Source organism: Microcoleus sp. A006_D1 (assembly GCF_036702805.1).
In the GTDB taxonomy this organism is placed as follows: Bacteria; Cyanobacteriota; Cyanobacteriia; order Cyanobacteriales; family Microcoleaceae; genus Microcoleus.
Genome location: NZ_JAUBVZ010000005.1, coordinates 123,265 through 142,617, shown reverse-complemented (window position 1 = coordinate 142,617; position 19,353 = coordinate 123,265). Strand labels below are relative to the sequence as shown.

Sequence of the window (19,353 nt, the reverse complement as noted above, 5' to 3'; positions counted from 1 at the left end):
GCCCTTACTTTTACAAAAAAACCGTCCTGGATTAGAGCCATTTTCGGCATTTCAGTAAATAAGTAGTCATCTGGCCTTTGCCTTTAACTTCGATCGCGCCGCGGCTTTCAAAGAAATACTTTTCTCGCAATCGCTGATAAGTTGCAGATGTGACTTGAATGCAGCCCGCTAAGCCGTGAGATTCCATCCGGGAAGCGGTGTTAACCGTGTCTCCCCACAAATCGTAAATAAATTTTTTGATGCCGATGACTCCGGCGACAACCGGGCCGCTGTTGATGCCGATTCTGATGCTGAAATCTTGATTGTGGGTATCGCTGAATTCAATAATTGCCTGCTGCATATCGATCGCCATTTGGGCGATCGCCTCTGCGTGATCGCTGCGGGGCGTCGGCAGCCCTCCCACTACCATGTAAGCGTCGCCAATCGTCTTAATTTTTTCCAATCCGTGCTTTTCTGCTAGGCGATCGAAGGTGGAAAAAATGTCGTTAAGCAGGGAAACTAATTCCGGCGGAGAAATTTGGGAACTAATTTGGGTAAAACCGACGATATCTGCAAACAATACTGTTACTTCGGCAAAAGTCTCGGCAATGATGCTTTGGTCTTGTTTTAATCTGTCGGCGATCGCTTTTGGCAAGACATTCAGCAGGAGACGGTCGGATTTTTCTTGTTCTAAACGCAAAGCTGCCTCAGCTTGTTTCCGAGTTGTGATATCTTCAACAGTACCTTCGTAATAAAGCAAATTTCCATGGATGTCGCAGACAGTATAAGCATTTTCGGCAATCCAAATTATACTACCATCTTGGCGGTAAACTTGAGATTCAAAATCCGATACTTTGCCGTTTGTTCGCATTAAAGTGATGACTTCGGCGCGGCGTTCAGGGTAGACATATAACTGGCGGTTAATATCAGTTAAAGTTCCCATCATCTCCTCACAGGAACTGTAGCCGTAGATGCGAATTAAAGCAGGGTTGACGCTGAGATATTCCCCATCGGGAGTAGTTTGAAAAATGCCGACGATCGCATTTTCAAAAATGCTGCGGTATTTGGCTTCAGCTTGTCGCAGCGCTGCTTCAGCGCGCTGGCGTTCTCGCGCTTCTACTGCGAAAGTTACAGAGTCTGCTAGAGAAACAGCGAAACTTTGTTCTTCAATAGTCCAATAGCGGGGCATTCCTACCTGTTCTAAACAGAGAACTCCTGCTGTTTCTCCGCCTATTTGAATCGGCGTATCTAGCATGGAAGTGATGCCCAATGGAATTAGGTAAGATTCCACAAATTCTCTAGTTCTAAAATCTTTTTGCGCGTCAAAGGCAGCAATTGCGCGTTCTTCTCGCAGTGCTTGAAAATAGACAGGATACTCTGATTCTCCTAATTCCAAACCGTAGTCGTGCTGGTTGAGGGCGCGATCGAACAAATCCAGGCACTCCATCTTGGATTTTGTGCGATCGTACAGCCAGACGCTCGATCGCGAAACTTCAAGAGTACGGCTAGCAGTTTCAGTGATTTCTTGAAGCGCTTTGGTTAAGTCGCCTTGATTCAGCGCTTTATTTTTGGCTAAATCGATTAATGCCGATTTTTGTTTCTGTAGCTGAAGTTCGCTTTGTTTCAGGGCATTTGTCCGTTCTTTGACTCGGATTTCTAACTCTTCATTCAGCTTTTGCAGGGCTATTTCTGCTTTGCGGCGATCGGTGATATCTGTGCCGATGCAGAGGATGCCCAAGAGTTCTCCCGCTGCATCAACCAGCGGTTTATTTGCCCAAGATACCCAAACGCGATCGCCAGTGCGCCGGATATTTTCATTTTCATAGCTGGTAAAGCGATCGGGATTTTGTATAATTTTATTATAAACTAATTCTAAGTTATTTCCTTCGATGTCGGTCAGGCAAATAATTGTTCCCACGGCATTTTTACCAATGATTTCTTCCTGATTGTATCCAAAGAATATTTCGGCAAACTCATTAAAAAAAGTAATTGTGCCGTCGGGAGCTAACTTGACAATAATACTGTTAGAATTTTCCACCAACTCTCGATATTTAATTTCGTTTTCTCGCAGGGAATTTTCTACCTCGGCACGTTCGGCTACCGTCGCTGCTAATAACAACGACGTAATCGTAACTACCGCCATGAAAGCTTGCAAAAATAAAATTGCCTGACTGATATTTTCGGCTTTGGCTATAAACGGCCCACTGCCGTGAGAACTGCCAAAAATAGCGATGCTTGAGACAATAAAGGATGCCAGTACAGCGCCCCGCTGACCGAATTGGAGCGCCGCCCAAATTATCAAAGGAAACGGCAAATATTCCAGGGGATAGCGAGAAATAGAAGCTGTATTTTTTGACTCAAATACCAGCCAGCTCACCCCAATTAATAATATCAACCAGACTCCCCGCCAAATTAAATAATGTTTTGGTGTCTCTGTTTGTCTTTTTAAACGATCTGCCGTTAGTTTAGGGCGAAAAAATATCAGGATTAAGGGAGTTAAGATTAAAACTCCCATTGTGTCTCCCAACCACCAATTCCACCGAAGTGACCAATATTCTGCCCAATCTACTTTGCCTGCTAAATATAGGGAAAGCGCGCCAATAGTGCAACTAATCTGAGTAGAAATTATCCCGCCAAACAAGATTAAATTAACTACATCTTTCAAGCGTTCTAGAGAGGGACGAAACCCGAGCCAACGCAGTGCAGTTACTGCAAAAACAGCTTGCAAAATAGCTCCGACGTTTCCTCCCACCCAAATTGCAAATATTTGTTCGCTTGGGTTAACTAAATTGAGTAAAAATATACCCAAAAATATCCCAGGCCAGACTTTTCTGCCAAACAATAAAAGTCCGGCTTGGGCAATTCCTGCGGGCGGCCAAACGGAAGAAGCAAAGGGATCGACACCTTGAATTGCAAATGCTAGCCTCGCCCCCACGGCGTAAGCGATCGCCACGACAGTTACTTGGACTAAGTAGCGCCCAATTCGGGATTGAGGGAATCGAAGAAACTGATTTAGGTTCAGATTCATATCGAGTTTTAAGTTTGAGATAATTTCACATCAGAAAAAAGTTCGGCAACGGATGCTGTAACGGATTTAACGGATGGATCGTGGGGGTAGCGAGCCTAAATGTAGGGTGCGACCGGGCGCACCTAACCCCCGATCGAGGCTTATTTGATGGCGGCATCAATCCACTGTTTCAAAGTAGAATTGACTTCCTCAATCGGAATTTCATGGGATTTGTGAGTTGCTCTTTCCACGACTTCAACCTTGCCTACTTTCAGCGAACGGCCGGTCACAATGCGATAGGGGATGCCGATCAAATCGGCATCTTTAAATTTAACTCCGGCTCGTTCGTCGCGGTCATCTAATAAGGTTTCAATGCCAGATTTGTTGAGTTCTGCGTAGAGTTTTTCGGCGACTTCTACTTGTTGGGCCTCGGAAATATTGGGGATGCTAATGATCGCGTGATATGGGGCGATCGCCACTGGCCAGATTATCCCATCTTTGTCGTAGGATTGTTCTACGGCAGATTGAGCTAGCCGCGATACGCCGACGCCGTAGCAGCCCATGATCAAGGGCATTTCTTCGCCTTGTTCGCTGGTGTAGGTGGCGCCCATTGCTTGGGAGTATTTGGTGCCTAATTGGAAGATGTGGCCGACTTCGATGCCTCGGGCGGTTTGCAAGGTTTGTTCGGGGTTGTGCACTGCCCGATCGCCCGCAACGGCAGTTCTAACGCCCACAACGGTTGCAGGTAGGGGAAATTCTTGATTCCAATTAGCGCCGACAACGTGGTATCCTGACTCGTTAGAACCGGTGACAAAGTTTGTCAGATCGACGGCGGTGCGATCGACCAAACGCAAAAACTTAGAATTTACCTCCTTACTCCCAGCGATATAATCATCAGCAACATCGGGAGCCATATAACCCAGAGGCAAAGATTTAGCCGCCCATTTTCGCTGAGCTTCCGCATCAGGAACCGTCAAAAACAAAACAGTTTTAGCTTGATAATTCCCCGCTAATTTTGTCAATTCATTCAACAACTTTACCTGATTCACATCTTGGTCGCCGCGAATGCTTACGAGTACCAAAACAGTCGTGCCATTATCATAAACAGCCTGATAAAGCACATTTTTAACAACTTGCGTCGGAGAACATTTCAAAAACTTGCAAAGTTTATCAATGGTTTCAGTTCCCGGCGTTTCCCGCTTTTCAAAACTTGCAAAAGGCGACGATTCCGCATCAGCAGGCATCGATACAGCCTTTTCCACATTAGCAGCATAAAGACCGTCTTCAGTATAAAGAACTTCATCCTCACCCGCGTCTGCCAGCACCATAAACTCTTGAGAACCAGAGCCACCAATTGCACCAGAATCAGCATCTACTGCTCGGAATTCCAAGCCCGATCGGCGCAGCATATTACTGTAAGCTTGAGCCATATCCTGATAAGTTTTTTTCAGGCTTTCTTCGCTAGTGTGAAAAGAATAACCATCTTTCATAATAAATTCGCGACCGCGCATCAAACCGAAACGCGGGCGAATTTCATCACGAAACTTATTTTGAATTTGATAAAGATGTACGGGCAATTGCCGATAGGAACGAATCATATCTTTAGCAATTGTAGTAATTACCTCTTCGTGAGTTGGGCCCAGTCCGACTTCTCGCTGCTGCCTGTCTGTCATCGCAAACATGATACCTTCAGCTTGAGTGTAGGTATCCCAGCGGCCGGATTCCCGCCACAAATCGGCCGGTTGCAGTTGCGGCAGGAGACATTCTTGAGCGCCAGTAGCGTCCATTTCTTCGCGCACAATTTGCGAGACTTTTTTGAGAACTCGCCACATCAAAGGGAGATAAGCGTAAATGCCACTACCGATGCGCCGGATGTATCCCGCACGGAGTAATAATTTGTGGCTGGGAATTTCTGCTTCTGCGGGATCTTCCCGCAGGGTGACGAAAAGCATTTGAGAGAGTCGCATTGGCTGATTTCCTTAAAATACCGGATGATTGTAATCTCAGATTAACTTCTGATATTATCAGAGGTGAGCCAGATTTGAATAAATATATGAATAAAATTTGGGAAAATTACCAAAAAGGTATGACAGCATTTGATAATTGTCACCATCCTACTCTGCAATCTCAGTGGATTGCCTTAAAAGATGAAATAGGAGAATTTGTTCGAGAACCTAACTTGAGTGAGGTTTGGGATATTGCTCATGCCGCTGGTAGATTGCTGTACAAACTAATCGGAATTCCTTTACATTTGGTAGCCTATCCTACTGTCCGCAAACATAGCGAACGTTTTGAGGAGTACGGCTGTATTCGCAGCCGGCGCAACTGTGAGGGTAAATGCTGCCAACAGTTGACAGTTGATAGTTGACAGTTGACAGTTGACGGTTGACGGTTGATAGCGAGGTTTTTAAACATTTTGTAGCTGATAATTCTCATGACCAGATTCATTCACGACCAATTCGCAAAACAATATCTCAAAGAACTATTAACGCCTCTCGGCAAAGTCGAAACCAGCCGCGACATTGCTGGAGAAGTGAGACAGGTTGACGTTTTCTTTGCCCCGAAAGCAGAACCTGATGTCGAACCAACAGCCCTCGGCATTCTGGGTCAAATCGCAGTAAAAGCCGCTGTGTTGGAACCATTCCGCAGTCCAGTGCAAACCGGAGAAATTCGCAGTTGTCTGGGAAAACTCTTTGATGTCCACGCCGAATATGAACGCATCGCAGCCAGAGATAATATCAGGATTGCAGAGGCAGACTTGCCCCAACTCTGGATACTGTCGCCGACGGTTTCCGACGCGATGCTAGTTGGATTTGGGGCGATTCCCGAACCAGAAAATTGGGTAAGTGGAGTTTATTTTCTGAGTCCGTCTCTGAAAGCAGCAATCATTGCGATTCACCAACTCCCCCGTACTCCCGAAACGCTGTGGCTGAGGGTTTTGGGGAAGGGAAACGTCCAAAAGCAAGCTATTGCCGAATTGAGAGAATTACCGTCTGATAATTTCTTTCGGTTGAGCGCGTTAGAATTGTTGTACAACTTGCGAACGATTTTAGAAGTCCGCAAAGACATAGATCGAGAAGATCGGGAGTTAATTATGGAACTGTCACCCCTCTATTTGCAACGACTTGAAGATGCAACTCAGCGAGGTATCCAGCGAGGTATCCAGCAAGGTATCCAAGAAGGTATCCAGCGCAGTCAACGCTTGATGGTTGAGAGTATTTTACAAGTGAGATTTGGCGAAATTGATGAAGAATTAGCCAAAATAATCGAGCCTTTGATTCAATTAGAAACCCTCGATCGCACGCGACTGATTATGGAGCTAGAGCGATCGGAATTACTAGCTCGTTTTGGGCCACTAAATCAAACGGAATCCTAACTAGGTAGCGCACTCTACTATATTTAGGGTGCGCCGCATCGCACTTTACTACTATCAGACATTGAAGTCAAAAAGCTGTCAATGGCAGGCAAGATGCCCGCCCCACAAGAGTTTTGGGAGATATCAATGGATAATTGGTAGCGCGATCGCCCCCGCCTCAAACTTCCCGCTTTTGGGCGAACTCTGCTGCTACCAGTCGCAGAAAAGCTGATTTCTGACTTTAGACGGATTTATTCTTCAGCTTAAAGAGCCATAATCAGCAGTAAGGATGAGATAACTAGAGATCTGATTTACTACTTATCCGGCTTTCACGAATCAAGGCTTCCGTAAGATAAAGCCAAGATAAAGTCTGACGAAACAAACCACCATCTAAAAAGTTCCAAATCCCCTACTTAAAAGTTAGGGGTAAATTTCAATATGCCTAATTCGGCATCAAACTTTAGGAGGTAATTATGTTTGAAAGCGAGTTATTAATGTCGCTGTACAGTCCCCAATTCAATATTGCTCAAATGCCAGTAGAAATAGATGTCCCGTTTGACCACCCCGATATCGGAGGGCTGATGTTTCTGAGTCCTCAGTTTTTCGTGGCATTAATCGCCGGAGTCATCATGGCTTTCGGCTTCCAATTCCTGTTAACGAATTTCTCGATTGCCGCCAAAATCTCCAATTGGGATGAGGCTTTACCCGACACTGACGATGATGATGAGTCGGAAAGTTTAGGCACTAAAGTTCGCAAGATCGAAGGCTTAGTCGGCGGTTGGATTTTAGTCACAGTTAACCTAGCTTTATTCTTAGCTTGTTTTCTGGCAGTCAAACTAACTTCAATTGCCTCGGTAGACGGCGCGGCAATTATTGGTGTGGTCATTTGGTCGGCGTACTTTTTAACGCTGGTGTGGCTCGGTTCTAGCGCCGTCGGTTCGATGATCGGTTCCTTGATCAAAACTGCTTTTTCCGGCATTCAAGGCGTGATGGGTACTGCCGGTGCTGCGATCGGCGGCAAGATGGCCAGCGACCAAATGGTGAATACTGTAGAAGCATCTGTGGCTGCTGTGCGCCGCGAGTTGGGCTCGGCTGTAGACCCGGACAGCATTCGCGAAACAATCCAAGATTATGTCGGTGCTTTGCAGTTGCCGAAGCTGGATGTTAAGGAAATTCGCGGTCAATTTGAAAAATTGCTGGGCGATGCCGATATCAAATCTCTGGCTGGAAGCGATGTTCTCAAGAATGTTAACCGCCAGACTTTTGTGGATTTGATTAGCAGCCGCAGTGATTTTTCTAAGGATGAAATCAATCAAGTTGCCGACCAACTCGAAGGCGTATGGAAGCAAACTTTCGGCAAGCAGCAAGACAAGAAAGACCCGAATTTAGAGTTAGTTGATTTTCTCAAGTTTGCGGCTCCCGATTTGTTAAAGTCTGACGAACTTAACGCCAAACTATCTCAAATTCTCGAAAGTAGAGAAAATAAATCGACATCCAGCAGCAGCGGCGGCATGAAGCGAGCAATGCAGATGGGTGTGGAAGCTCTTGTCGGCACTGTTTTGTCGCGGACGGATTTGTCTGATTTGGATGTGGAAAAAATCTCTGGTCAGTTGCAGCAACTGACAGAAAAAGGCAAGGAAACAGCTAAATCGGTGGCTGATAAGGTGGGCGATAAACTGCCTGCACTGCCTTTCAATACAGCTAAGGCTGATGTGGAAAATTATTTGCTGAATGCTCAACCTTGGCATCTCAACCGAGAAACTATCAAGCAGGAATTTAGGGATGTTATTTACGATCCCGAAGCTTCTCCGGGAGCCGTGTTGCGCCAGTTAGAGCTGTTTAATCCTGATTATTTTGTAGGGATTCTGGGCCGCCGCGAGGGCTTCAGTCAGGAACAGGCGGCGGAAATTGCCGAACAACTTGAAAGTGTCCGCCAAGAAGTTTTGGAAATCGTGCAAGCTGCTGCTGGTGACGAACAGTCTCAAGATTTGCGCGGCCGGATTGAGAATTATTTGCGATCGACTGGCAAGGAAGAATTGAATCCTGAAGGTATCGAGAAGGACTTCCAAGCGCTGTTGGACGATCGCGATGCTGGTTTTGAGGCTTTGCGCGATCGCCTGTCGCAATTTGACCGCGATACTTTGGTGCAATTGCTCGGTCAGCGCGAGGATTTCAGCCCCGAGGAAGCGGATCAGTTAATTGGGCGGCTGGAAAGTTCGCGCGATCGCGTAATTTCCAAAGCTCAAGAATTGCAAGAGCAAGCGAAATCGAAAGCGCAAGAAGTGCGCCAAAAGGTAGAAGAGTATCTTCGCAATACTAATCAGGAAGAACTCAATCCTGAAGCGATCGAGCGCGAGTTTCAAACGCTGTTAAGCGACCCGCAAGCGGGCTTTAAAGCTCTTTCAGAGCGCTTGTCTCAATTCGATCGCGATACGCTAGTGCAACTGCTGTCGCAGCGCCAAGACCTCAGCGAAGAACAGGTCAATGGGGCGATCGACAAAATCGAATCTGTGCGCGACAACATTATCCACGCGCCGCAAATTGTTGCAGATAAAGCTAAGGAGCAGTACGAGGAAGTTACTGGAAAGATTGGCGAATACCTGCGGAATACCAACCTGGAAGAACTCGATCCTGAAGGCATCAATCGGGATTTGACCAAATTGTTTGAAAATCCGAAAGAAGGTGCCTTGGCGCTGCGGGAAAGACTGTCTCAGGTCGATCGCGAAACCTTGGTCAAGTTGCTTTCGCAGCGAGAAGATTTGAGCGAAGAACAAATCAATCGGACGATCGATCGCGTGCAAGATTCGCTTCGCAGCATCGTGAAATCGCCCCGCCGCTTGGCATCTCGCGCTCAAAAAACTGTCAAGGATTTTCAAGGAAGTTTGGAAAATTACTTGCGGAATACCGACAAGGAAGAGCTCAATCCAGACGGTATCAAGCGCGATTTGCAGTTGCTGTTTAGCGAACCGGGAACGGGGATGCAAAGTTTGGGCGATCGGCTGAAGCACTTTGACCGCGGTACGTTGGTAGCCTTGCTGTCGCAGCGGGAAGACATTTCGGAAGAGGAAGCCAACAAAATTGCCGATCGCATTGAATCTGTCCGCAACGAGTTTGTCGAACAAATTCAAATGGTGCAGGACAAGTTCCAGTCAACAATTGACGGTATCTTCGGGAAAATTCGGGATTACCTCAATTCGCTCGATCGCCCAGAGCTCAACTACGAAGGCATCAAGCGGGACTTCCGCAAAGTGTTTGACGATCCGCAGGCGGGATTTGACGCGATTAAACAGCGTTTGGGTGAGTTCGATCGCGATACTTTAGTAGCTGTCATTAGCTCTCGTTCCGATATTTCCGAGACAGACGCCCACCGAATTGTTGACCAAATGGAAGGAGCCCGAGACAGCGTTTTATTGCGCTCAGAACGCATACAAACTGAAGCCAAAAAACGCATCAAAGACATCCGAAACAAGACCAAGCAGCAAGCAGAAGATGCGCGCGAAGCCGCCGCAACCGCTGCTTGGTGGCTGTTCGGTACGGCTCTAACTTCTGTGGTTGTTTCGGCTTTGGCTGGAGCAATAGCAGTCGGCGGTATTTCGGGTTTGTTTAGCTAGACTTTCCACAAGTTTCCATTAAAGTTCTCCTGATTCTAGGCTGGCTGTATGCCAGCCTATTTTCTTGGGCATCCTGCGATATCCGTTTCCACAGCACAACAAGGCTTGTAGTGAGGACTTTAGTCCGTCAAAATCAAGAAGGACTGAAGTCCGAACGATCGAACCTTGATTACCAGTAAGGCTTGTAGTGAGGACTTTAGTCCGCAAAAATTAATTAGGACTGAAGTCCGAACGATCGAACCCGTGCGATCTTAAATTAATTAATCTGAGACATATCGCATCATCCTTTAGTTGTAAACTTTGCCACACCTTCCTAGCATTCACCACGAATTACTGTCGGGGATCATCTCTACCTTCAGCAAGATTCTAGCCTCGGTCTTTATTCGGTAACTTCTATTAAGTAGCAAAAAAAGTTTTCGCAATAAGAAAACTGAGCAATACATATTATTTTGGAGGCTTCAATGGCATTTACTACTGCCGGCGCTTACGACCAAGGAAAAGCTGATATTCAAAGCTTGAGTGTAGACGACCAATTAGGTTTGCTGTGGTTTGTTTACACTGAACTGGGCAAGTCAATAACCCCAGCGGCTCCCGGTGCTTCCGGTTCCGAAATCGCTCAGGGTTTGTTCGATCAAGTCAAGCCGCTGCCCCACGAAGCACAACTGCAAGTAATGCGCGACATTGCCTCAAAAGCCAATACTGAAATCAGCCGGATGTACGGCTCGATGAGCCCAGAAACCAAGTTGGCTTTTTGGTATTTCCTGGCAGTAGGAATGGACGAAGGCACCATTATTCCCGTGCCTCCAGACTATCAACTTCCCGAAGCTGCAAAAGCTTTATTAGGAAAGATTCAAGGCATGGACTTTCAGCAGCAAATTGATTTCCTGCGCGGTACAGTTTTAGAAATGGGTGCCGAAGCCGCTCCGGGCGCTGGCATTTAATTTGAGTAAAGTAAGGTGGGCAATGCCCACCTACCGATTCCAGCTAATAACTGAATTCAGCGGCTCTGTTCCCGACAATTTGCGGCGCACCTGCAATTAAACGCATATCTTCGCAGCCAAATGTAAGCAATGGCTGACCTAACTTTAAACTGGCAAAATTACTCTCTTCAGGTATTTCTACTTCGCCTTTAATCGAGCCGATGCGAGACTGAAATTCTCCTTTAAACATTAGCAAATTGCTGCAACCAGCGCTAAAAACATTGCCGCTAAAAGGTACGGGTAAGGCAAAACTCTGTTTGCTGTAATTGAGACTGCACAGTTGAAGATTTCCTTGGCTAACTGTAACGCGGTAGCCTAACGGTGATGCCTTTACTGAATCGCTGCCTTCCCAACTAAATTGAGCTAATTCTTTAGGAAGTTTCCAAATTTCGCGCCCGCCAGCTGCTGAGTTAGGGTTGTCTACGTAGATGTGGGAAATCCAAGCGCCCCATTTTCCTGCATAACTGGCGATCGCACTTACGACAATTAACTCATTGTACTCCATCACGGAACCCAGCCCGTAGGAGGATATATAAATGCCGCCTAGGGTTTTTCCTGGCAATAAACAGACAATTTCTAACTCAGAGGGAACCAAGGGGCGCACTCGTGCCACATCTACCAACTGTAAAGTCTGAACAGCATAACCTTGCAGGTGCCAAGGAGCAGGTGAATATACCATTTTAAGTGATTTTATGTCTGATATTTTATATTTATTTTAGCTTAGGCTCTAAAACAGCAACAGGTTTTGGTAGTTATTCATAAAATCTTGGTAAATCTACGCATAAGAAAGATTAATCTGTGAACAGCTAGCAATTAGTTGACATTTGAGCAAAAGTTAAATATCGTCTACTTAGTGAATATTTAGAAGGGAACCTAAACCTGTATGCTGACATCTTACAAACCAGATGTTTTCGATTGTTTAGAGCATTTTTTCACAGCCAGAGACCTGCTGGAACAAGCCCCAGACAACATGACCGAACTCGGTGCAATTATCCGCAGTCACGGCTTGCAAAAACAGGTTGGTATCTGCTTGCTTCACAAACACTTTGACCTGTCGAATAACGAGAGGTTGGTTGAAGAGTTTGACGGCAACAATGCTTATGTCAAGCCGACCGCAGAATACGGCGATGCTATTCCGTATATGTGGAAGGTGGAACAAAATCAAATATCAGGCGAATGGGTTTGGTTTCCCTTAGAATTTGTCCGAGTTACTGAAGCTGTATCGGCAGCAGTTGAACGGTCAAAAGCAGTTGTCAATAACTCGAATTTTCTCAATGAAATTGCAGGTAAACTGTCACAATTGGGAATGACTGGTATGTTCGGAATCAGCATTTTGCACCGAGACGCAATTAAGGTTGCTGAGGGCGAAATTTTGGTGGAAAGCACAGACGACGCAGCCCGTGTCTTGACTTTTTCTTCTGTTCCCCGGCAGAATGTCGATCGCACAACTTTAACACAAACTCTCTGGCAGTTTCCGAATGCTGAAGGGTTTGAGGTAGGGGCGATGTGTTCTCACTGCACTCACTGCACCCATTGCACTCATTAGGCAAGATTGTCAAAGTGTAAAAATTTCGCAGTCAGGACTTCAGTCCTAAAAAGTTCGCAGTCAGGACTTCAGTCCTTGCTTTGCGAACTCAAAAGAAAGGACTAAAGTCCTTACTATGAACTGGAAACTTAGGACAAAGGACTAAAGTCCGAAGGATCGAACGGGGTTTTTAATAATTGCGATTAATCAATATTAAATAATGTGCAATCTCCGTCAAAGTATAGTAATTTATCGCTGTCACAATGGGGAGTTAGAAACTACAAAAGAGTGCGAAATTCCCCGATTGTGGCTGAGTGCGGGCACGCAGCTAGCTGTTGACACTGCGCCCGATCGCCTTGAGTATTGTGAAGGTGCTTTTATGCCCAAAGAACCTTGGAGGGAACCGACACTGGCAGAGTCGGCACTGCTTTGGACAGACGAACCGCCGCCCCCCTATGCTGGTGTTGGAATTGTGCGCTTACCTGCGGATGTTTTGGCTTTGTTGGCTGATGCTGCTATCGCTTCGCTAAGGACTCCCCTACAGGTGGCTGAGTTTAAATCTCAGGAAAAATGCGGGCAGATACTCGATCGACTAATTGACTATTTTAAGCCTTTTTGTCTGTCGGATTCGCCGCCAGTTATCAGCGGTATGGGAGGCCGACAGCCGGGATTGAGTACGGCGACAATTGATAACAAACGCGGTTGTCGCAACGGTTTGCATACTGATAGTTGGGACAATCTGCCGCTGGCGAAAAAGCAGGAGGCTACTAATCGGATTTGTGTGAATTTAGGGCGGGAAAGCCGTTACTTTTTGTTTGTGAATTTGACTGAAATTGACATTTTTGAAATGTTGGGATGTTCTGATTCCGATATTAGGAAACCTTGGACGAGACAGTTAACTTATGAGTTTATGCAGCGCTACCCAGAATATCCGGTGGTGAAGTTGAGAATTGCACCGGGCGAGGCTTATATTGCACCGACTGAAAATATGATTCACGATGCTTCAACGGCAGATATGAAGCATTTGGATGTTAAGGTGATGATGCGCGGTTATTACAGGATTCCAGTATGAGTTTTGCCGTTCGCACTTTTACAGATACTCTAAACTATGGGGGAAAATTGCATATTCAGGGCGGGTTAGAAGCCCACCCCACAAGAATTTGATTGTTTATTAACATACAATTTAAATGCAGCACAGCTTAAACGATCGCGAAAAATTGCAGGAGTCGATCGCCCTTTACGAACAAGCGATCGCCCAAAATCCCAATTCGCCCTCAGCTTACCACGATTTAGGAAAAGCCCTGCAACAAAACGGGCAAATTGCCGAAGCCGTCGCCTGTCACCAAAAAGCCATTTTCTTGCAACCAAACTTTACCGCCGCTTACTTCCCATTAATGTACGCGCCCCTGCCCAAAGATTCTCCTCTGATTGATGGTTTAGTGGCTGTTTACCGCGAAGTAATCGAGATTTTGCCAAATTTTCCCTTAGCCTACATTAACTTGGCAGTGGCGCTGAGCAAGCAGGGAAAAATCCAGGAGTCGAGATCCCTTTTTCAAACCGCAGTCCGTCTGCAAACTGTAGCATCTCGCCCGGAACTGTCACAAGTAGAATGGAATTCAACAAAAGCTCGTGAAGCCGATTTTATCATCATCGGTTCTCCGAGGTGCGGCACAACTTCTCTCTACAAATATATCACTTCGCACCCTCAGATTTTACCCGCTGCCAATAAAGAAATCTGTTTTTTTTCAGAACATTTCAACAAAGGATTAGCTTGGTATCAAGCGCATTTTCCGCCGCAAATAGAAGCGCATCATTTTTTGACGGGAGAAGCAACTCCGACTTATCTAACTCACCCGCTAGCTGCGGAAAGATTGCACGGATGTTTGCCAAAAGTCAAGCTGATTGCGATTTTGAGAAATCCAGTCGATCGCGCTTTTTCGCACTATCAAATGCTGGTGAGGCGCGGTACGGAATGCAGGACGTTTGAAAAGGCGATCGATGCCGAGTTGCAATTGCTAGCTGGCGCAACCGAAATTAGTTTAGCAGATAAAAGTTCTTGGAAAGATTGTCACTACATTTACAAGAGTCTTTATGCTTGCAGCCTCAAACAGTGGATGAAACTTTTTCCCAGAGAACAGTTTTTGATTTTGCAGAGTGAAGAATTTTATGCCAATCCGGCTGCGACACTCAAACAAGTTTTTGAATTTTTAGATTTGCCAGATTATCAACTCAGCGATTACAAACAATATAACGGCGGGAATTATCAGCCTGCGGATGATGCTGTCAGCCAGCGATTGCGCGAGTATTTTCAGCCGCACAATCGAGAATTAGCCGAATATGCGGATAAAGAATTTGGATGGTAAGTATCATGTATTGTAGGGTGCGTCAGCTTCTGACGCACCTGATATAATTAGGTTCGATCGTTAACACGGCTCGATCCCCCTAACCCCCCTTAAAAAAGGGGAGGACAAGAGTCTTCACAGTCCCCTTTATTGAGGCAAAAACAAGAGTTTTCAAAGTCCCCCTTTTTAAGGGGGATTTAGGGGGATCTTTATCTACTTACTCGCATAACCCCTGCTCACCAAAAACTCGCGCAACTTCCCAAAAAATTGAGTGCGATCGCCTCCTTGATAAACCTTGTCCAATAATTGCCAACCTTCCGCCTCCTGGCCCGCGACATACTTGCTCGCCATGAAGGCCGCCAAAACGCCTTTTACCTCTCCATCTTCGCTCGATCGCTTCCGAGATTCCAGCCACAGCTCAGCACCATTCGTGTATACTTCCACGAGATACTGCTTGGTAACATCTTCCATTTTACCTTGGCGGTACTGCCAAATTTGCAGCGGTAAGCGAGAATCAGCATAATTGGTAAAAGCCTCGGCAAATCGCCCGTCTTGACTCTTGAACTCCGGGATATCATTTTTGCCAAAATCGACAATTTCGTAGCTCACATTGCCCCAGAAATGCTTGATGTGAGTGTATTTCTTCGCCGCTGAGTCGTAGCGGTAAATAAACGAATAATTGCAGCAGCGGACGCCACTTTTGATTGAGACTAAATCTGCCAGCACTTCCGGTTCCTTGTCGCCATCCAAATCGCGGATTCGTACCGACAACAAACGCCCTTCCGATACTTCGTCGCTGGCTTTTTTGTCGGGATTGTCTGCTAGAGAACGAGTCGGAATTAGGACTGGTTCTTCTAATGAAATTTGACCGTTGCGGATAATTTTGATGCGGATATTTTTAGCATTTTCTGCTTCCTTCACGAAAGAAACTTCCGCCCGAACTTTCCCTGACTCCGAGATTTCTGTGGTTCTCGGCGGGCCGATATCCGGCGGAACTTGCGCGATGTATTGCGAGGGAACTAAGGCTGTTTGTCCTGGTTTGGCGATCGCCTGACACAAGAAAGTTGCTACTTCGGCGCGTGTCGCATTGCGTGTAGGTTCTAGCTGTTTGACGGCGGGATAATTGACAACCAGTCGTTTTTCTGCTGCGGCGGCGATCGCATTTCTCGCCAATTCTGGAATGTCTCGCGCATCCTCAAAAGTCGCATCTAAAATCTCAGGCGCTGAACCAGCAGGTGTATATTTCAAACCGCTGCTTAAGGCTACCAAAACCTGCCAGCGGGGAATGTTTAAAGTCGCGTTAAAAATACTGCCACTGTAACCGGACAGAAAGCCCGTCTGATAAGCTTCCCGGATTGGTTTATAACCCCAGTAATTCGTGGGAATATCTACAAAATTGATCGGATTGCGGACGGTTTTCGCATCGGGAAAAGCCCTACGCAGCATCGCCGCAAACTCAGCGCGGCTGACTGGGCGGTTCGGGCGAAAACTGCCGTCTTCATAGTAGCCACTGATGATTTTTTTCTCGGCTAATTCTTCGATGCAGGCTTGAGCCCAATGGTCTTTGACATCCTTAAATTTGGCTTCAGCAAATGCCGGGGCTACATTCAGCCCTGGAAATACTAAATTCCCGATGATTATCCCCAGGGCTACCACTAAAGCGATGACAGCTTGACGTTTGTGCGATCGAACCATACCACAGCCTCCTCTACTTGCTTTCTTTGCGATCGAAACCGAAGTAAAATTTATACAATACCAGGTATTTTACCCTGTTCCTATTGACATACTCAGGAGTTGCTCATTCACAGCCACGCAATGATTCCGCACCCAAGCCAAGCAATTTCAAACCTTGGCGATTGCTTTGCTTAGCATCGCACTGACATACTCACACAGAAATTTGTTGCCACAGGCGATCGATTGTTACAAATTTGTAACCTTTATACAAAAGCAAGGGAATGATTTTATCAGCAGATGCGGCAACATCTTCGCCGCCGCAAAAGCCGTCATGCAATACAATAATTGAACCGTTTTCTGTTTGCTGCACGACGCGACTAAGAACTTTCATCACCCCCGGCCGCACCCAATCTTCCGGGACGACACTCCACATTACAGGGCGATATTCCCACTGTTGCAATAACTCTAATGTTCGCGGCGTAAAAATGCCGTTCGGCGGCCGCACGTCGCGGATTAATTTTGGGTCTAAATCGCAAGCTTTGCTAATTGCTTTTTGCGTGTCTTCTAAACTGTGTTTTAGTTCGTGGGTTTTGAGTTTTGCAAACGATACGTGCTGGTAGCCGTGGAGACCGATCCAGTGGCCGCGATCGCACACTTCCTTAGCCGTTTCTGGATGCCTGTCCACGCAAAAACCCAGCCAGAAAAAACTCGCTTTTATGTCGTATTTATCTAAAACTTTTAGCAGTTGAGGTGTGTGCTGCCGGTGGGGCCCGTCGTCAAATGTCAGGGCTATTTCTCGGCTGTTGATATCTCCCGTCCACAGACATCTGGGAAAAGCAGATTTGAGAAAGGGATGAACGACAGGAAACAGGGGTGCTAGTGGCATTGGTTAATGTTGCGAAAGTGCGATCGGGTAGAAATGAAGCTGCGTTACAATAGAATAAAGTTAACTCAATTGAGGTAAATATGACAACTGCCGTTGATATTGGAACGCTAATTGTCAGCACGCCGGGAACTTGCGGCGGCCGCCCCCGCATCGCAGGTACAAGAATGTCCGTGCAAAGCATAGCCATTGACTATAAAGCGGGAATGACTCCTGAAAAAATCGCTGAAGAATTTCCGCACTTGACCTTAGCACAAATTTATGCTGGATTGGCTTATTATCATGCTAATAAAGATGAAATCGAGGCTGATATAGCAGCGTACTACCAAGAGTGCAAGTATTGGGAAGCTGAATATATGGCAGGTAATTTATCGTGAGTCAAATTCGTCTCTATATTGATGAAGATTCTGGCAACCTGTCGTTGGTAGAATCTTTGCGGAATTCTGGTGTAGATGTGATGACTACTCCAGACGCGAACAAACTTAGCTCTTCAGATGAGGAGCAGCTAATCTGGGCAACTGAGCAAGGGCGGGTCATTTACACTGCTAATATGGGAGATTTCTGCCGTTTGCACAGAACTTTTGCTGAACTAAAGATGACTCATTCAGGAATTATTGTTGCAACGCGACAAAGTTACTCAATAGGCGCTCAATGGCGAGGAATTTTGAATTTGATGGCTGCCAAGTCAGCGGAAGAAATGATAAATCAATTGGAGTTTATGGGAGGTTATATTAGACCTTAATAACTGTCTGTAAGAGATGAGCGATCGCAAATTTCAAAATTATTTAACTCTTTTGATAGAGCTTCAAACTATCTCCGATCGCACTCACCTCTATCTCAAGATCGATGCGATCGCCCTACGGTGTCCTCCTATACTAAAAACAAGCATAAATAATTGATAAATCATCAAGGAGGAACAATGACAGAGGAATATCTAGCAGAACGCACAGTTTCAGCCGTATTTAAGGAAGAAGAACAATTAGACGGCGTAATTCGGCGGTTGCTCGATCGCGGAGTCTCCCGCGACCACATCTCAGTCATGGGCAAAAACTTTCAGTCCAAAACTAAAATTGCCGGCTTTCTGACTAAAAAAGATGTGATTTTAGGTGGCCTGAGAAGCGGGGCGATTTTTGGTTCCTTATTCGGTTCTTTTTTGGGCTTGCTAACTGGCGTCGGCGTGCTGTTTATTCCCTTTGTCGGTGCAGTAGTATCCGCAGGCCCGCTGGGTGCTGTATTGTTGGGTGCAGCTAGCGGCGCGATCGCAGGTTCGGCCGGTGCGGGCTTAGTTTCGGCATTAGTCGCTTTGGGAATGCCCGAAGACAAAGCAACTATCTATCAAACCCGCGTCGAAGCAGGCGAATTTCTCGTGATGGCAGAAGTTCCCGCCGATAAATCGGGCGAATTTCAACTCTTGCTAGAAAGTGCCGGCGGTGAAGAAGTTTCAGTTAGCGAAATGACGCTGCCGCGCGCCGTCAAAGGTCGCTGCAATAGTCCGGCAGATTTGTCTCCTGAAGTGCGATCGCACCTGTCGGAAGCAGCACAAAAAACCTTTATGGAATCCTACAACGCTGCATTTGATGAAAGCAACGACTCGATACAAGCGGAACACACCGCTTGGGACGCCATTCACAAGCAGTACGAAGAAGATGAAAGCGGCGTTTGGACTAAGCCTTTAGCGAAAGTCTAGTACCCTGACAGTAGTAAACTAATAAAAGATAGAATGCAGCCTCTAGAACCGAAGTTCTAGAGGCTTGTATTATTTTAGATTATATAGATTAGACAAGATTGCAACAGTCCTTTTGATCAAATTTTGGGACGGGCTAGAAGCCCATCCCACAAGAAAAAAAATTGTGGGATGGGCTTCTAGCCCGTCCTATTTATTTTTTCAATCTTGTCTATTTTATAATTGTGAATTGTAACTTGTGAAAGATTTAATTTTTCTGGTATTGCACTAAGTCGCTTTGTCAAGTACAATCTATAGGCTGACAATATAAAAT

15 protein-coding genes are annotated in these 19,353 nt (G+C 46.1%); 10 read left to right on the top strand and 5 right to left on the bottom strand.

The genetic code is table 11. The annotated features are described in order from the left end of the window. Window positions 1-31 precede the first annotated feature (31 nt). Window positions 32-3,007, bottom strand: a complete 2,976-nt coding sequence (locus tag QUB68_RS11050) for an adenylate/guanylate cyclase domain-containing protein (RefSeq protein ID WP_332992194.1) — start codon at window positions 3,005-3,007, stop codon at window positions 32-34. A gap of 140 nt (window positions 3,008-3,147) precedes the next feature. After that, window positions 3,148-4,953 carry a proline--tRNA ligase gene (gene proS, locus QUB68_RS11045; protein WP_332992192.1) on the bottom strand — a complete coding sequence of 602 codons (1,806 nt, stop codon included), beginning with the start codon at window positions 4,951-4,953 and terminating at the stop codon, window positions 3,148-3,150. Window positions 4,954-5,039: 86 nt separating this feature from the next. Here proS and QUB68_RS11040 point away from each other — a divergent pair, with 86 nt between their 5' ends. From QUB68_RS11040 to QUB68_RS11025, 4 genes are all read left to right on the top strand, one after another. After that, window positions 5,040-5,354 (top strand): hypothetical protein, encoded by a 315-nt coding sequence (locus tag QUB68_RS11040; protein WP_332992191.1) that lies wholly within the window; start codon window positions 5,040-5,042, stop codon window positions 5,352-5,354. 66 nt (window positions 5,355-5,420) lie between these two features. Continuing rightward, window positions 5,421-6,362 carry a hypothetical protein gene (locus tag QUB68_RS11035; protein ID WP_332992190.1) on the top strand — a complete coding sequence of 314 codons (942 nt, stop codon included), beginning with the start codon at window positions 5,421-5,423 and terminating at the stop codon, window positions 6,360-6,362. Between the two features lie 452 nt (window positions 6,363-6,814). Next, window positions 6,815-9,952, top strand: a complete 3,138-nt coding sequence (locus QUB68_RS11030; protein WP_332992188.1) for an MFS transporter — start codon at window positions 6,815-6,817, stop codon at window positions 9,950-9,952. A 461-nt stretch (window positions 9,953-10,413) separates the two neighbouring features. After that, window positions 10,414-10,893 carry an orange carotenoid protein N-terminal domain-containing protein gene (locus QUB68_RS11025; RefSeq protein WP_332992186.1) on the top strand — a complete coding sequence of 160 codons (480 nt, stop codon included), beginning with the start codon at window positions 10,414-10,416 and terminating at the stop codon, window positions 10,891-10,893. 43 nt (window positions 10,894-10,936) lie between these two features. Here the strand turns inward: QUB68_RS11025 and QUB68_RS11020 are convergent, their stop codons facing one another. After that, on the bottom strand, window positions 10,937-11,611 hold the full coding sequence (locus QUB68_RS11020; RefSeq protein WP_332992184.1) for an acetoacetate decarboxylase family protein: 675 nt from the start codon (window positions 11,609-11,611) through the stop codon (window positions 10,937-10,939). A gap of 204 nt (window positions 11,612-11,815) precedes the next feature. On the opposite strand from QUB68_RS11020, the gene QUB68_RS11015 reads away from it, so the two are divergent. The 3 genes from QUB68_RS11015 (at window position 11,816) to QUB68_RS11005 (ending at window position 14,820) form a co-directional block, all read left to right on the top strand. Then, window positions 11,816-12,478, top strand: coding sequence for a glycerol-3-phosphate ABC transporter substrate-binding protein (locus tag QUB68_RS11015; protein ID WP_332992182.1), 663 nt, complete (start codon window positions 11,816-11,818; stop codon window positions 12,476-12,478). A gap of 199 nt (window positions 12,479-12,677) precedes the next feature. Beyond that, window positions 12,678-13,529, top strand: coding sequence for a hypothetical protein (locus QUB68_RS11010; RefSeq protein WP_332992181.1), 852 nt, complete (start codon window positions 12,678-12,680; stop codon window positions 13,527-13,529). Window positions 13,530-13,644: 115 nt separating this feature from the next. Then, on the top strand, window positions 13,645-14,820 hold the full coding sequence (locus QUB68_RS11005) for a sulfotransferase family protein (RefSeq protein ID WP_332992179.1): 1,176 nt from the start codon (window positions 13,645-13,647) through the stop codon (window positions 14,818-14,820). A 192-nt stretch (window positions 14,821-15,012) separates the two neighbouring features. On the opposite strand, the gene QUB68_RS11000 is transcribed toward QUB68_RS11005, so the two are convergent. Together QUB68_RS11000 and QUB68_RS10995 are read right to left on the bottom strand one after the other, a co-directional pair. Beyond that, on the bottom strand, window positions 15,013-16,494 hold the full coding sequence (locus QUB68_RS11000) for an S-layer homology domain-containing protein (RefSeq protein ID WP_332992177.1): 1,482 nt from the start codon (window positions 16,492-16,494) through the stop codon (window positions 15,013-15,015). A 190-nt stretch (window positions 16,495-16,684) separates the two neighbouring features. Further along, window positions 16,685-17,359, bottom strand: coding sequence for a polysaccharide deacetylase family protein (locus QUB68_RS10995; RefSeq protein ID WP_332992176.1), 675 nt, complete (start codon window positions 17,357-17,359; stop codon window positions 16,685-16,687). A gap of 80 nt (window positions 17,360-17,439) precedes the next feature. Between QUB68_RS10995 and QUB68_RS10990 the strand changes: the two genes are divergently transcribed. The 3 genes from QUB68_RS10990 (at window position 17,440) to QUB68_RS10980 (ending at window position 19,043) form a co-directional block, all read left to right on the top strand. Then, window positions 17,440-17,733, top strand: coding sequence for a DUF433 domain-containing protein (locus tag QUB68_RS10990; protein WP_332992175.1), 294 nt, complete (start codon window positions 17,440-17,442; stop codon window positions 17,731-17,733). Next, window positions 17,730-18,098, top strand: a complete 369-nt coding sequence (locus QUB68_RS10985) for a DUF5615 family PIN-like protein (protein ID WP_332992174.1) — start codon at window positions 17,730-17,732, stop codon at window positions 18,096-18,098. Before QUB68_RS10990 ends, QUB68_RS10985 begins: the two co-directional genes overlap by 4 nt. A 177-nt stretch (window positions 18,099-18,275) precedes the next feature. Then, window positions 18,276-19,043 (top strand): ChaB family protein, encoded by a 768-nt coding sequence (locus QUB68_RS10980; RefSeq protein ID WP_332992172.1) that lies wholly within the window; start codon window positions 18,276-18,278, stop codon window positions 19,041-19,043. Window positions 19,044-19,353 lie beyond the last annotated feature (310 nt).